The following is a 12679-nucleotide window of genomic DNA, read 5'->3' on the forward strand; positions in this document are numbered from 1 at the left end:
GTCCGAACTTGCGTCCCGTCACCACAGAGGAATCCATGCCCGCGACACCTGTTACGTACACCTTCCTCGGGCCTGAGGGCACGTTCACCGAGGCGGCACTCATGCAGGTTCCGGATGCCGCAGGGGCCACCCGCATCCCGGCCTCCAACGTCAACGCTGCGCTGGACATGGTCCGCGATGGCTCTGCGGACGCAGCGATGGTCCCCATTGAGAACTCGGTGGAAGGTGGGGTCACGGCCACGCTGGACGCCATTGCCGGCGGGCAGGAACTCCGAATTATCCGCGAAGTCCTGGTCCCCATAAGCTTTGTCCTGGTGGCCCGACCCGGTGTGCGCATTGACGATATCCGCCGCATTTCCACTCACGGCCATGCCTGGGCACAGTGCCGTCTCTGGGTGGATGCGAATATTCCGGGTGCAGAATATGTTGCCGGCTCCTCCACGGCGGCGGCAGCCATGGGCCTCCTGGACGGCGACGCCCACTACGACGCCGCGATCTGTGCGCCCATTGTGGCCAAGGAGCAGCCAGGGCTGACAGTCCTGGCGGAGAACATCGGCGACAACCCGGGTGCAGTGACGCGGTTCATCCTGGTGAGCAGGCCGGGCGCACTGCCCGAACGGACCGGCGCGGATAAAACCACGGTGGTAGTCCCGCTTCCGGAAGACCGCCCGGGTGCGCTGATGGAAATCCTGGACCAGTTCGCCACGAGGGGCGTGAACCTCAGCCGGATCGAATCCCGGCCTACGGGTCAGTACCTGGGGCACTATTTCTTCAGCATCGACGCTGACGGGCACATCGCGGACGCCCGTGTGGCTGATGCGCTGGCTGGGCTTCACCGCATCAGCCCGGCTACCCGCTTCCTGGGCTCGTATGGACGGGCTGACGCCCAAAGCTCCAGCGTCGCGCAACACACCTCTGACGAGGCATTCCGGGCGGCTCATGAATGGGTGGAGCAGATTCTGCAGGGGGAATGAACGCAGCTTGACGCCGCCCGAGGCTTCGCCCACAGCGTAGGCCAAGGTACTTCCGCGGGATAGTTACTGTGCGTATGCTTGCTTGATCCACTTGGGGATGGCCCTAATGAAGGGAACAGGTCATGAGTACCAGCAGCACAGACAACGACGGCCAGGGCATGATCGTTAATCCGAAGCCCACAGCCGACAACCAGGACTGGGACGGGGATGACGCTGACCGCGCCGACCGCCTGCGCTTCGAAGAGGAGCAGGCCATGATCCGTGAGCAGTCCGAGGCACGTGCCGCGAAAGCTGCTGCAGAGGCTGGAGCTGCCAAGAAGGCAACCGCCTGAGGCGGGACCGGCTCAGGCCGGTTGGCCCTTGACCCTTATCAGGAGCGAGCGCGGTTCCACGCGGACCGTGAGTTTGGTGGCCAGCCCGGACGTGTCGCCGTCGATTTGTGTGGGCATAGGCTCCGGGCACTTGATGACGATTCGGCCGGCACGGTACATCGTCATGATGGGCAGGTTGCCCTTGTGTTTGAAGAGGATTTTCGCGTACATGGCCAGCCAGCCGATGGCGCTGCGGGGGCTCATGACCACCACGTCCAGCATGCCGTCATCGATCATGGCTTCCGGGATGAAATCGATCCCGCCCGGGACCAGCCCGCAGTTGGCAAAGAGGACGCTGCGGATGTTCCGGACCTGCTCGGGCTTGTCATCCAGCGCGACTGATACCTTCCGCCGCCGCCCCGGCAGGTGACGCATTCCGGCCTCGGTATAAGCGAGCCAGCCCACGGCTTTCTTGAGGCCAGCATTGGTATCCGCGAGAATCTCGGCGTCCATGCCGATCCCGGCAATGACCAGGAACGTGTGTTCGGAGGAGTGTCCCGTGCGGGAATTTTCGATCCCCATCCGCGCTGTGTCGATGTAGCGCTGCTGCCCGAACAGTGCGGTGTGGATGCTTGCGTGGAGGTCGTTGACGTCCAGGTGCACGTTGCGTGCCAGCAGGTTTCCGGTGCCCAGCGGGATGATTCCCATAGCCACATCCGTGTGTGCGAGCAACTCGGCCACCGCCCGGACGGTGCCGTCGCCGCCGCCCACCAGAACGACGTCGGCCTTGTAGTCCAGCGCCGCCCGCGCCTGCGAGTATCCAGGGTCCTCGGCGGTCGTTTCGAGGAAAAGCGGCTCGTCCCAGCCAGCCGTCACGCAGGTGCGCTGGATGGCTTCCTTCGCGTACAGGGCATGTGCCTTCACGGGATTAAGGATGACCGCGACACGTTGCTGGGTAAGGCCGGTTTCGTGTGCCTCTTCGTGGACCGCGCTGCGGACGTGCAGGGCTTTGAGCCTGCGGACGCCCCACCAGCTGGAGACGGCGAAAGCCAGCGCCGCCGCGCTCAGGACGTAAAGAAGCCAGTCGTTCATGGTGCTTCAACAGTAGCCCGGCCGCGGCGCCGCGATTCCCCCCGCCCGGCCGGGCAGTATTGGTCCCGCCGGATTCGATACTCTTGTCTGGTGATCGACGTAAAAGACCTCAGCGAAAACCCGGACAAGTTCCGTGCCAGCCAGCGCGCCCGCGGCGCAGACGAATCAGTGGTGGACGCGATCATGGCCGCAGACTCCGCCAGGCGTGCCGCCCTGATCCGGTTTGAAAACCTCCGCGCCGAGCAGAACGTCTTCGGCAAGAAGGTGGCGCAGGCCAAGGGCGATGAGAAGAAAGCCCTGCTCGCCGAGGTCAAGGAACTGGCCAACACTGTGAAGGCCGCATCGGCCGAAGCAGACGCTGCCCAGGCCAAGCAGGACGAACTGCTGCGCAGTATCCCGAACCTTATTGAGGCTGGCGTCCCCGAGGGCGGCGAGGACGACTACGTGGTGGTCAAAACCGTTGGAACGCCCCGCGAGTTCCCCGATTTCGAGCCGAAGGACCACCTGGAAATCGGTGAGCTGATCGGCGCCATCGACATGGAGCGCGGCGCGAAAGTTTCGGGCTCACGCTTCTACTTCCTGCGCGGCGTGGGTGCACGCCTGGAGATGGCCCTGCTGCAGATGGCCATGGACCAGGCCATCGAGGCCGGCTTCGTTCCCATGATCACCCCAACCTTGGTGCGCCCCGAAACCATGCAGGGCACAGGCTTTGATGTAAAGCACGACGCCGAGATCTACCGTCTCGCCGAGGACGACCTTTACCTGGTGGGCACCTCCGAGGTTGCCTTGGCCGGCTACCACGCGGACGAGATCCTGGACCTGACGGCCGGCCCCATCCGGTTCGCAGGGCAGAGCTCGTGCTACCGCCGTGAGGCCGGCTCGCACGGCAAGGACACGCGCGGCATCATCCGTGTCCACCAGTTCAACAAGGTGGAGATGTTCGTTTACACCACGGTGGAGAAGGCCGCAGCCGAACACGAACGGCTCTTGGCCTGGGAAGAGGAGATGCTGGCCAAGTGCGAGCTCCCGTACCGCGTCATTGACACCGCCGCCGGCGACCTCGGCATGTCCGCGGCCCGCAAGTTCGACTGCGAAGCCTGGGTTCCGACGCAGGGCGCCTACCGTGAGCTGACCTCCACCTCGAACTGCACTACGTTCCAGGCGCGCCGCCTGAACATCCGCGAGCGTGTGGTCAACGACGAAGGCGTTGCCAAGGGCACCCGTGCCGTAGCCACCCTCAACGGCACGCTGGCCACCACCCGCTGGATCGTGGCCATCCTGGAGCACCACCAGAACGCCGACGGCTCGGTCAACGTCCCGGCCGCACTGCAGAAGTACCTCGGCGGCATGGAAGTCTTTCCCGTCCTCTAGCTTTCGGCGAGCTCTGGACACAGGAATTCCTGGGCTTGTTCGCGGATCTGAACCTTGAAGGTCCGGTCCGCGCCTGGATATGGGTTTGTTCGCTGGAGCTGGGCCGATGTGGATAACCCTGGCCGGCTGGGGCGCAAACTCCTGGCCGCGGGCCTGCGTCCACGGCACCGGACCTACTTCGCGCATCTGTGCGTTCCAGGCTCGGATTTGCGTACAAGCCTGGGAATCCCGTGTCATGCGGCGGGGATTGACCAGCCGCCGGGGAATCTACGGCTGGCCGGGAGGCGGACAGCGTCCCGAAGGTTAACACTCACACCGGGGATAACCCTGTGAGTATTAACCGGGTGTTCATGCGGGCTGTGGCCTGCGTCCTAGCCGGTTTCAGGGGGTCTCTGGTCTACTGGATGTATGACTACATTGACTGAAACCACAGTCGCTGGCATCGATGACCAGCGGATCGCAAGCGAAAACAGCACCACCAAGTTCATGGTTGCCCTGGACGTGGACGGAACCCTGGTGGACCACGACGGCCACATGTCCGTGCCTGTCCGTGAGGCCGCCCAGGCCGTTGTCGCCGCAGGGCACGATGTCCTCATCGCCACCGGCCGCTCCCTGAACGCCACGCTGCCCATCATCGAGCAGATCGGCATCGACCGCGGCTACGCCGTCTGCTGCAACGGCGGCGTGACCCTCCGGCTGGATCCGGACCTGACTGACGGCTACGAAATCATCCACAAGGCCACCTTCGATCCGGCCCCGGCGCTCCGGGCATTGCGGCAGAAGCTGCCCACTGCGAAGTATGCGCTGGAGGACGAGGACGGCAATTTCCTGTCCACGGAACGATTCCAGGACGCGAGCTTCGGCGTCGAGGCCATCGGCGTCGACTTCCAGACTCTGCTCGAAGCCACCGCCGTCCGCCTTGTGGTGTTCAGCACCGAAAACACCCCGGAAGAATTCACCGCAACCATCCAGGAGATCGGACTGGCCGGCGTCACTTATTCGGTCGGCTGGACGGCGTGGCTGGACATCGCCGCCGCCGGTGTGACGAAGGCCAGCGCGCTGGAACGGCTCCGCGGCCAGTTGGGGGCTGAACCCCACCGGACCGTGGCCATTGGCGACGGCCGGAACGACATCGAAATGCTGGGCTGGGCCGGGCGCGGGGTCGCCATGGGCCAGGCCCCGGAGGAAGTTATCGCCGCCGCGGATGAGGTCACGCATTCAGTGTTCGACGACGGCGCCGCGCACGTGCTGCGCAGCCTCCTGTCGTAGGGCTGCCTCCGCCGCCGGAGCCTCGTTTGGAGTTTTTGTCCAAATAATGCTGCCTAAACGCCCCAAAAGCCCCATTATCTGGACAAAGACTCGTGGGCGCTTGCCAAACGCTAGGCCCCCTCGAACCAGCCCCGGGAAGGGCTGCTCACGGCCGGTACGGATCGGTGCAGCTCAGGCTGGGCCGCCCAGCGCACGCCGTTTGCGAGAACCCGCTGGATCTGCGGGTGGTGGTAAACCGGGTATTCCTGGTCGCCGGGGCTGAAGTAGAAGATCCGGCCCTTGCCGCGGGTGAACGTGACACCGGACCGGAACACCTCGCCGCCGGCGAAGGAGCTGATGAAGATCAGGTCGTCGGGGTCCGGGATGTCGAACAGCTCGCCGTACATCTCCTGCTCGGGGATGACGATGGGGCTGTCCACGCCCTCGGCGATGGGATGCGACGGCTTGACGGTCCACACGAGCTCGCGTTCGCCGTCGTTCCGCCACGCCAGCGAGCAGCTGGTGCCCAGCAGCCGGGTGAACACTTTGGCGAAGTGCCCCGAGTGGAGCACGATGAGCCCCATGCCGCCCAGGACGTGCCGGTGGACGCGTTCGACGACGGCCTCGCTCACCTCGGCGTGGGCCATGTGACCCCACCACAGCAGCACGTCGGTCTCGGCGAGGACCTCCTCGTCGAGGCCGTGCTCGTCGTCGGTGGCCAGGACCGCCGTCGTGATCTCGGCGTCCGGGTAGTAGGAACGCAGGCCGGCCGCAATGGTGCCGTGGATGCCGTCAGGGTAGATCTCCCCGATGTGGGACGGCTCGTTGAGGGCCTCGTGGACGCCCTCGTTCCAGACCCGGATTCTCAGCTTGTCGTTCATTAGAGACGAACCTCCCTTTGCTCCTGCGCCGACTGGTAGCAGGCGTCGATGATTTGGGCCCGGTAGAGCGCCTGTGATCCGTCGTGTCGGCCCCACCCGTCCGCACCGCCGCGCACCGCCGCCACGAAGTCGTCCACCACGGCCTGATGCGCCCGGCCAGGGAGCGCAGCCGGCACGTAGTCGGCGTTTTCGCCGTCCTTTTCCGTGAAGACCCTCAGCTTACCCACAGGTGCCAGCGGGGTGCCCTGCACCTTGAGCTCGGCTCCGCCGTCTGTCCCGTAGACCATAAAGTCCAGGATGTCGTCCGTCTCCCGGTAGCTGGCCCAGCCGGCCTCTATCAGCAGCGTCCCGCCGCCTTCCAGCCGCAGGAACGCGGATGCGAAGTCCTCCACCCCGAACGCGTTGCTGGCGGCCATGGCGGTGTAGCGGTCGTTGCCGCCCCGGCCGCGCGGGCCCAGCTCCGAATGCGTGGTGGCGGACACTGCCACGACCTTCGGTTCGCCGAGCAGGTGCAGCGCATAGTCGAGGGCATGGACGCCGATGTCGGCCAGCGGCCCGCCGCCTGCGAGTTCGGGATTGGTGAACCAGCTTCCCAGCATCGGGATGCCGGAGCGGCGCAGCCAGGATGCCTTGGCGTAGTACGGGCGCCCCACGCCGCCGTCGTCGATCACTTCCTTGAGCGCCTGGATGTCACCACGGCGGCGGTGGTTGAAGGCGACGTCCAGGACGCGCCCGGCCTTGCGGGCGGCGTCCACCATGGCCCGGCCTTCGATGGCGTTGCGTGCGATCGGTTTTTCGCTCAGCACGTGCAGGCCCCGCTCCAGGGCGGCGATGGCGATGGGTGCGTGCAGGAAGGTGGGCACTGCCACGCTGATCGCGTCCAGGCCACCGTGTTCCAGCATCTCTTCCCAGCCGGCGAAGGCGTTCGGAATGGAGTATTCGGCCTGCAGGGACTCGCGGAGCTCCTGTTCCATCCCCGCCAGCGACACGATGCGGACGCCTGCCAGGGAATCGTAGGCCTTGAGGTGCTGCTGTCCCGCCCAGCCAATGCCGACGACGCCCACCCTCAGTTCTTCGACTCGTGGTTGTTCCGGTGCAGAAGCCTGCTGGCCGGGAGACTGCTCGTTGCTCACGGATATTTCCTTTTCTTGTCTTGTTTGGGAACTTGATTGGTGAGGTTTTAGCCCTTGACGGCGCCGGCGGTCATGCCGGAAACGATCCGCTTCTGGCACACCAGCACCAGGATGACGAGCGGGACCGTGATGATCACGGACGCGGCACTGATGGTGCCCAGGGGCTGGTCAAACTCGCTGGTTCCGCTGAAGAACGCGATCGCTACCGGGACCGGACGGGCCTCGGGTGAGGTGGTCAGCGTGACGGCGAGCAGGAATTCGTTCCACACGGAGATGAACACCAGGATCGCCGTGGTGGCAAGGCCCGGGACCGCCAGGGGCAGGATGACCTTGCGGAACGCGGTGAACGGCGTGGCCCCGTCCATGTACGCCGATTCCTCCAGCTCACGCGGGATCTCCTTGAAGAAGGACGTCAGCGTGTAGATCGCCAGCGGCAACGCGAACGTCAGCTTCGGGATGATGAGGCCCAGGAGCGTGTCGTACAGGCCGATTTCGCGCCAGATCGAGAACATCGGGGCCGCGATGGCGATGGCCGGGAAGGTGGTGACCGAGAGGATGAGGGTCAGGATCATGGCTTTGCGGCGCATCTTCAGCCTGGCCAGGGCGTAGGCGGCGAAGGAAGCGAACACCAGCGCCACCGTGGTGGTGACGACGGCGATGATCACTGAGTTGCGCAGGGCCAGGAGGAACTCGGGGTTCTGGAACACCGCCAGGTAGTTCTCGAACGTGGGTTGGCTAGGGAAGAGTTCGCCCTTGGACAGGCTCACCCCCTGCTTGAGGGAGGTGTTGACCAGCCAGTAGAACGGTATGAGCGAGAAACCCATCACGGCGAAGACGAAGACCCACACGACCGGGTGCAGCTTCGCCTCACCCCGGAGCCTGCGCTTCGGTGCCCTGCGCTTGGGTGACCTGCCGGGGGCGGCGGGTGCCGCCGTCGTGCGCTGTGCAGTCAGGGTGCTCATTGTTCCTCCTTGGCAACTTCGCGGATGTTGCCCCCGGCGAAGCGGATGTAGACCACCGAAACGGCCATGACGGTGAGGAAGGTCAGGATGGACAGCGCCGATCCTTCGCCCACCAGGCGGTTCTCGCGCAGTTGGGTGTAGGCGAGCATCGACATGGACTCGGTGCCATTGGCACCGCGGGTAAGCACAAACGGCAGGTCGAAGACGCGCAGGGCATCCATGGTGCGGAAGATCGCCGCGAGCACAATCGCCGGACGCAGCAGCGGCAGGGTGATGTGGGCGAAGGCCTGCCACTTGCTGGCGCCGTCGAGTTCTGCCGCCTCGTAGGTCTCGGCCGAGATGACCTGCAGGCCGGCCAGGATGATGAGGGCCGCGAACGGCGTCGTCTTCCAGACATCGGCAAGCACGATCACGGCCATCGCGTAGCCGTGCTCGCCGAGCCAGACGACGTCGCCGCCGGGCAGGCCCAGCGTGGTGAGGACGTTGGTGACAAGGCCCAGGTTGGGCGCGAACATCGTTTCCCAGGTGATGGCGCTAACCACGGTCACTACCGCGTAGGGCAGCAGAACCACGGTGCGCAGGAGCGCGCGGCCCTTGAAGGCGAGGTTGAGCAGCAGTGCCATGGCAGTGCCGAGCACCAGCTCGAGGGAAACGGAAAGTCCTGCGAAGAGGAAGGTCTGGCCGAAAGCGGCCCACCAGTGCGGCCCGCTGAGCGCCGTGATGTAGTTTTCCAGGCCGACGAAACGGGATAGCCCGGCGGTGCGGACGCTGTACTGGTGCAGGGACAGCCAGAGCGCGTAGCCGATGGGGACCGCCGCCACCAGGGCCATGAGGACCAGGGACGGCGCGGTCATCCTGATGGCGGCCCGCCGTTCCGCCGCGTCGCGGCCGTTCACGCCGCGGCTGTTCACCCCGCGGCCTGGGGAAAGGGATTTGATGGCCATGATCAGAAGCTCGCCTTTGCGGTCCTGATCTCTTCGGCCATGCTCTTCACCGCGTCCTCGGTGGAGGCAGCGCCGGAGAGGACGGCATAGACGTTTTTGTAGATCGCCTGCGAGATCTGCGGGTACACCGGGGAGATCGGCCGCGGTTTGGCGCCCTTGACGGAGGCGAGCAGTTCGGTGGCGAACGGCATCTTCGCCAGGACTGCGGCCTCGGAGTAGGCGGCCTCATTGACCGGGGCCTGCGAGAAGTCCATGGCAACGTGCTTCTGCCAGTCCGGGGCGGTGGCGAAATCGATGAAGGCCACAGCCCCGGCCTGGTTAGTAGAGTGGGCCGAGATGGCCAGGTTCCAGCCGCCCAGGACACCGGAGGCCTTGCCGCCTTCCCAGGCCGGAAGCGGAGCGACGCCGAAGGTGCCGGCCATTGGGGTGGCGTTGAGCAGGCGGTATACGTGCGGCCAGTTGCGCTGGTACCCGTAGTTGCCGGACTCGTAGGCCAGCCGGGCCGGGTCCTCGTTGTAGGTCAGCACCGCACGTTCCGCCGAGCCGTCCTCAAGGCCCTGGCTCATGAAGTCGAGCACCTCACGGGTCTCCGGCGAGTCGATGGCGACCTCGCCCTGGCCGTCCAGCACCTCTCCGCCGGCGCTGTAGAGCATCTCCAGGAAGTTGACGGTGAGGCCCTCGTACTGCTTGCCCTGGTAGACGAAACTGTTGCCCGGGGCCTTCGCTGCCTCGGCGTAGAGCTGCTGCCAGGTCTCCGGCTTGGCCACCTTGTCCTTCTGGTAGTACACAAGTCCTGCGTTGGTGAAGAACGGGGAAGCCCAGTACTTGTCCTCGTATTTTGCGGTCTCCACCGTGGAGGGGATGAGCCGGTCCATGTTGGCCTCGACGAGCTTGGTCTGGTCCAGGAGCCAGCCCTGGGAAGCGAACTCGGAGGTCCAGATGACGTCGGTGAGGAAGATGTCGCATTCGGTGGACTTGCCTTCGAGCCGCTGCACGGCCTGCGTGCGGGCCTCGTCGGTGGTCGCTCCGATCTCGGTGTACTTTGCCGTGACCTTGCCGCTCGCCGTTGTGAACGCCTCCGCCGTGCCCTTGTAGATGCCGGAGGCGTCCTTGCCGCCGCAGATGTTGATGCTGCCGCTGGCACCAGCGGCCAACGCCGGATCGGCAGCCGCCGCGTTTTCCGCACCAGGGGTGGCTGCCCCGCCGCCGCAACCGCTCAGCAGGAGGCCCGCAGCCATGGCCGCAGCGGCGACGGCGATGACGGCGCGCGGACGCCGCCGGGAACTGCCGTGCAGGGCGGTGGTGCGCGCCACAGCCTGAGATGGTGCGGTGTCCTCCTGGAGCGGAGAAGAAGGTCGAATCAAGTCCACGAGTGGCTCCTTTGCCTGGCCGGCTTCTTTTCGAGTTCTACTTTTGGAATCGATTCCAAATTGGAGCAAAAGCGCTCCGCCGGGATGTTTGGAATCGATTCCAAAGTAGCGTGACAGGCGCCACGTGAGGCTGTCAACCCTCGTCTCAGTTCTTGGTCGAGTCCCGAATTACGAGCTCATGCGGGAGGAAGGTCCGGCCGCGGCGGTGTACCCCCGGCACTGTCATCCGCGCCAGGAGCTCTTCGAAGGCCAGCCGGCCCATGTCATACGCCGGCTGCCGGATCGTGGTCAGCTCCGGGACGCACATTTCCGCCTGCACCGAGTCATCAAAACCTGCCACGGCGATGTCGTCCGGCACGCGGAGCCCGGCGTCGGTGATTTCACGGACGCATCCGGCGGCGACCGTATCACTGCCGCAGAACACAGCGTCGGGAAGGGGGTCTGCCTTCAGCAGTTCCCTGGTGAGGCGGCGCCCGGTGTGGAAGTCGAACTCACCTTCCGCGAACAGCGTCTGTTCCCGCGAGATACCCGCTTCGGCGGCCGCCTGGCGAAAGCCTTCCTCACGCAGCCGGCCAGAGCGGGCTGCCCTGTTGCCGATCATCGCCAAGCGGCGGCCACCCGTCTCAATGAGGTGCCGCGTGATGTCGAAGGCGGCCTGCCGGTCGTCGATGGATACGCCGAAAGCCGCCTCGGAGTCGGCGATCTCGCAGACCTGGACAACGCTCAGCTGCTCGGCCATTTCGTCGACATCCTCGTCCGGCATGGTTGGCGAAAACATAATCAGTCCGTCCACGGACCCGTTGCGCAGCATGTCCACCAGCTGCTGTTCCCGCTCCGGGTCCCCGGCCGTCGGGGCGATGAGGCTGACATAGCCAGACGAGGCCGCGGCGTCGCCGACGCCGCGGAAGGCTTCGCTGATGATGGGCGAGTTCAGGTTTTTGGCGAGGGCCAGAATGCGCAGGGTCCGGTCCCGGCGCAGGTCGCGGGCAGAGGCAAGGGGCCGGTAATTGAGCTGGCGGATGGCCGCGGTGACCTTTTCCTTGCTCGACTCGCTGACGGCCGGACTTTTGTTCAAGACGCGGGACACGGTCCCTACGGACACTCCTGCTGTCTTAGCGACGTCCTGGACTGTCGCTCGCGCCATTCGGTTGTCCTTCCGCGACCAGTGCCGCTGGTCCTCGCCGCCATGCTTCTGCCGTGCCGTGATGCGGCCGGTTTTTCCTCAGCATAGCCGCCCGCCGGCCGTACACTGCCCGTGTGCTCTACGAGGAGTGTCCTGCCCCAGCCCGGCTGCAGCCGTACGTCAGCCGCTTCTGGTTTGTGCGCGGAGCTCCGAGGGCGAAATACGAAAAGATCCTGCCGGGCCCATCCGCGCACCTGATTCTCAACCTGTCCTCGCCATACCGCCTGATCGACCCGTTTGCCGGGGTGCCTGAACGGGGTGCCTGAACGGGGCGCCACGATACCGGGCGCCACGGTACCGGGCGCCACCGAGTGGCGCGCCACGGAGGTCGCCGTCGGCTTCTATCCCGGCGTCCAGCGCAGCTATCTCATCAGCGAAAATCCGCCGCAGCTGTTCAATATCGGGGCTGTGCTGGAGCCTTACGGCATCGCCGCGCTGACTGACGCGCGGCCGTCGCAACTGCAGGGCACCGTGCAGGACACGGACAGCTTCCTGCCCGGATTTTCGGCCCTGCGTGCAGGACTGGCAGACGCCGATCCGGCGGCCGCTTTCAAGGCGCTGGATGGCTTCCTCACGTCCCGGCTCCATGGCGGCGTAGTCCAACGTACGCGCGTGGGCGATCGCACGCGGGCGGCGGTGGCGCTGCTGGCCGAGGAAGACATCCCGGTGGCCGAGCTGGCCCACCGGCTGGGCATCAGCCCGTCCACCCTGCAGCGGGTCATGATCCGCGACTGCGGGATCACGCCCAAAAGCTACGCCGACGTGTGCCGTTTCTACCGTTTCGTCAATGCCGCAGTCCAGCTGCCCGCCGGCAGCGCAAGCGGCGGGGAGCTCCTGGCCCTGGCCGACTACTACGACCAGCCCCACCTGATCCGCACCTTCCGGCGCTTAAGCGGATTCACGCCGTCGGAATACCTCCGCCTCATCCGCCAGCACGGCCCCGAGTACGCCGCCTTCGTTCCCTTGGAAACCCCGACGGCGGTCCGCTGAGCGGGTGCCCATCCTGCCCGCCGCGCGGTGCGGCTTTTCTACAAGACGCTAGGGGTGGGCTGGCGTAGGCTCCACCCCAATAGGCGCCGCCGAACGGCGTTTGCCGGAAGGGGACTGCGGTGGAACTGGACATCAACTGGCTGGCCGTGCTGCTGGCCGCGCTGGCGAGCTTCATCGTGGGAGGGCTCTGGTATTCGGGGCCCTTGCCGGGCTGGCCACC

At 65.7% G+C, this 12679-nt stretch carries 13 protein-coding genes; 6 read left to right on the top strand and 7 right to left on the bottom strand.

Annotation, left to right across the window (positions count from 1 at the left end; genetic code table 11):
• Positions 1-35: 35 nt before the first annotated feature.
• Together pheA and ASG77_RS16955 are read left to right on the top strand one after the other, a co-directional pair.
• The gene (gene pheA, locus ASG77_RS16950; RefSeq protein WP_056347664.1) at positions 36-974 is read left to right on the top strand and encodes a prephenate dehydratase; all 939 of its coding nucleotides are present in this window, start codon (positions 36-38) and stop codon (positions 972-974) included.
• A 122-nt stretch (positions 975-1096) separates the two neighbouring features.
• Positions 1097-1306 (top strand): hypothetical protein, encoded by a 210-nt coding sequence (locus tag ASG77_RS16955; protein WP_056347667.1) that lies wholly within the window; start codon positions 1097-1099, stop codon positions 1304-1306.
• Positions 1307-1318: 12 nt separating this feature from the next.
• On the opposite strand, the gene ASG77_RS16960 is transcribed toward ASG77_RS16955, so the two are convergent.
• Positions 1319-2377 (bottom strand): diacylglycerol/lipid kinase family protein, encoded by a 1059-nt coding sequence (locus tag ASG77_RS16960; protein ID WP_056347669.1) that lies wholly within the window; start codon positions 2375-2377, stop codon positions 1319-1321.
• 90 nt (positions 2378-2467) lie between these two features.
• On the opposite strand from ASG77_RS16960, the gene serS reads away from it, so the two are divergent.
• Both serS and ASG77_RS16970 read left to right on the top strand, forming a co-directional pair.
• On the top strand, positions 2468-3748 hold the full coding sequence (serS, locus tag ASG77_RS16965; protein ID WP_056347671.1) for a serine--tRNA ligase: 1281 nt from the start codon (positions 2468-2470) through the stop codon (positions 3746-3748).
• Positions 3749-4156: 408 nt separating this feature from the next.
• The gene (locus tag ASG77_RS16970; RefSeq protein ID WP_056347673.1) at positions 4157-5017 is read left to right on the top strand and encodes an HAD family hydrolase; all 861 of its coding nucleotides are present in this window, start codon (positions 4157-4159) and stop codon (positions 5015-5017) included.
• A gap of 110 nt (positions 5018-5127) precedes the next feature.
• Here the strand turns inward: ASG77_RS16970 and ASG77_RS16975 are convergent, their stop codons facing one another.
• The 6 genes from ASG77_RS16975 to ASG77_RS17000 form a co-directional block, all read right to left on the bottom strand.
• Positions 5128-5877 carry a ThuA domain-containing protein gene (locus ASG77_RS16975; RefSeq protein WP_056347675.1) on the bottom strand — a complete coding sequence of 250 codons (750 nt, stop codon included), beginning with the start codon at positions 5875-5877 and terminating at the stop codon, positions 5128-5130.
• Positions 5877-7010, bottom strand: a complete 1134-nt coding sequence (locus ASG77_RS16980) for a Gfo/Idh/MocA family protein (RefSeq protein WP_082576121.1) — start codon at positions 7008-7010, stop codon at positions 5877-5879. The genes ASG77_RS16975 and ASG77_RS16980 overlap by 1 nt, the downstream gene beginning before the upstream one ends.
• A gap of 47 nt (positions 7011-7057) precedes the next feature.
• On the bottom strand, positions 7058-7972 hold the full coding sequence (locus ASG77_RS16985; RefSeq protein ID WP_056347677.1) for a carbohydrate ABC transporter permease: 915 nt from the start codon (positions 7970-7972) through the stop codon (positions 7058-7060).
• The gene (locus ASG77_RS16990) at positions 7969-8916 is read right to left on the bottom strand and encodes a carbohydrate ABC transporter permease (protein ID WP_056347679.1); all 948 of its coding nucleotides are present in this window, start codon (positions 8914-8916) and stop codon (positions 7969-7971) included. The genes ASG77_RS16985 and ASG77_RS16990 overlap by 4 nt, the downstream gene beginning before the upstream one ends.
• Positions 8917-8918: 2 nt before the next feature.
• Positions 8919-10286, bottom strand: coding sequence for an ABC transporter substrate-binding protein (locus ASG77_RS16995; RefSeq protein WP_235564620.1), 1368 nt, complete (start codon positions 10284-10286; stop codon positions 8919-8921).
• Positions 10287-10431: 145 nt separating this feature from the next.
• Positions 10432-11430, bottom strand: coding sequence for a LacI family DNA-binding transcriptional regulator (locus ASG77_RS17000; RefSeq protein WP_056347681.1), 999 nt, complete (start codon positions 11428-11430; stop codon positions 10432-10434).
• 113 nt (positions 11431-11543) lie between these two features.
• Between ASG77_RS17000 and ASG77_RS22680 the strand changes: the two genes are divergently transcribed.
• On the top strand, positions 11544-11735 hold the full coding sequence (locus ASG77_RS22680) for a DUF6597 domain-containing transcriptional factor (protein WP_235564621.1): 192 nt from the start codon (positions 11544-11546) through the stop codon (positions 11733-11735).
• The gene (locus ASG77_RS17005; protein WP_235564623.1) at positions 11728-12459 is read left to right on the top strand and encodes a helix-turn-helix domain-containing protein; all 732 of its coding nucleotides are present in this window, start codon (positions 11728-11730) and stop codon (positions 12457-12459) included. The genes ASG77_RS22680 and ASG77_RS17005 overlap by 8 nt, the downstream gene beginning before the upstream one ends.
• The last annotated feature ends 220 nt before the right edge of the window (positions 12460-12679 follow it).

Origin of the sequence: Arthrobacter sp. Soil762, assembly GCF_001428335.1 — a bacterium.
Lineage (GTDB): Bacteria > Actinomycetota > Actinomycetes > Actinomycetales > Micrococcaceae > Arthrobacter.

Excerpts from the sequence above, each read along its gene's own strand:
- pheA (WP_056347664.1), top strand. The coding sequence starts at position 36 with ATGCCCGCGACACCTGTTACGTACACCTTCCTCGGGCCTGAGGGCACG.
- ASG77_RS16955 (WP_056347667.1), top strand. The coding sequence starts at position 1,097 with ATGAGTACCAGCAGCACAGACAACGACGGCCAGGGCATGATCGTTAAT.
- ASG77_RS16960 (WP_056347669.1), bottom strand. The coding sequence starts at position 2,377 with ATGAACGACTGGCTTCTTTACGTCCTGAGCGCGGCGGCGCTGGCTTTC.
- ASG77_RS16970 (WP_056347673.1), top strand. The coding sequence starts at position 4,157 with ATGACTACATTGACTGAAACCACAGTCGCTGGCATCGATGACCAGCGG.
- ASG77_RS16975 (WP_056347675.1), bottom strand. The coding sequence starts at position 5,877 with ATGAACGACAAGCTGAGAATCCGGGTCTGGAACGAGGGCGTCCACGAG.
- ASG77_RS16985 (WP_056347677.1), bottom strand. The coding sequence starts at position 7,972 with ATGAGCACCCTGACTGCACAGCGCACGACGGCGGCACCCGCCGCCCCC.
- ASG77_RS16990 (WP_056347679.1), bottom strand. The coding sequence starts at position 8,916 with ATGGCCATCAAATCCCTTTCCCCAGGCCGCGGGGTGAACAGCCGCGGC.
- ASG77_RS17000 (WP_056347681.1), bottom strand. The coding sequence starts at position 11,430 with ATGGCGCGAGCGACAGTCCAGGACGTCGCTAAGACAGCAGGAGTGTCC.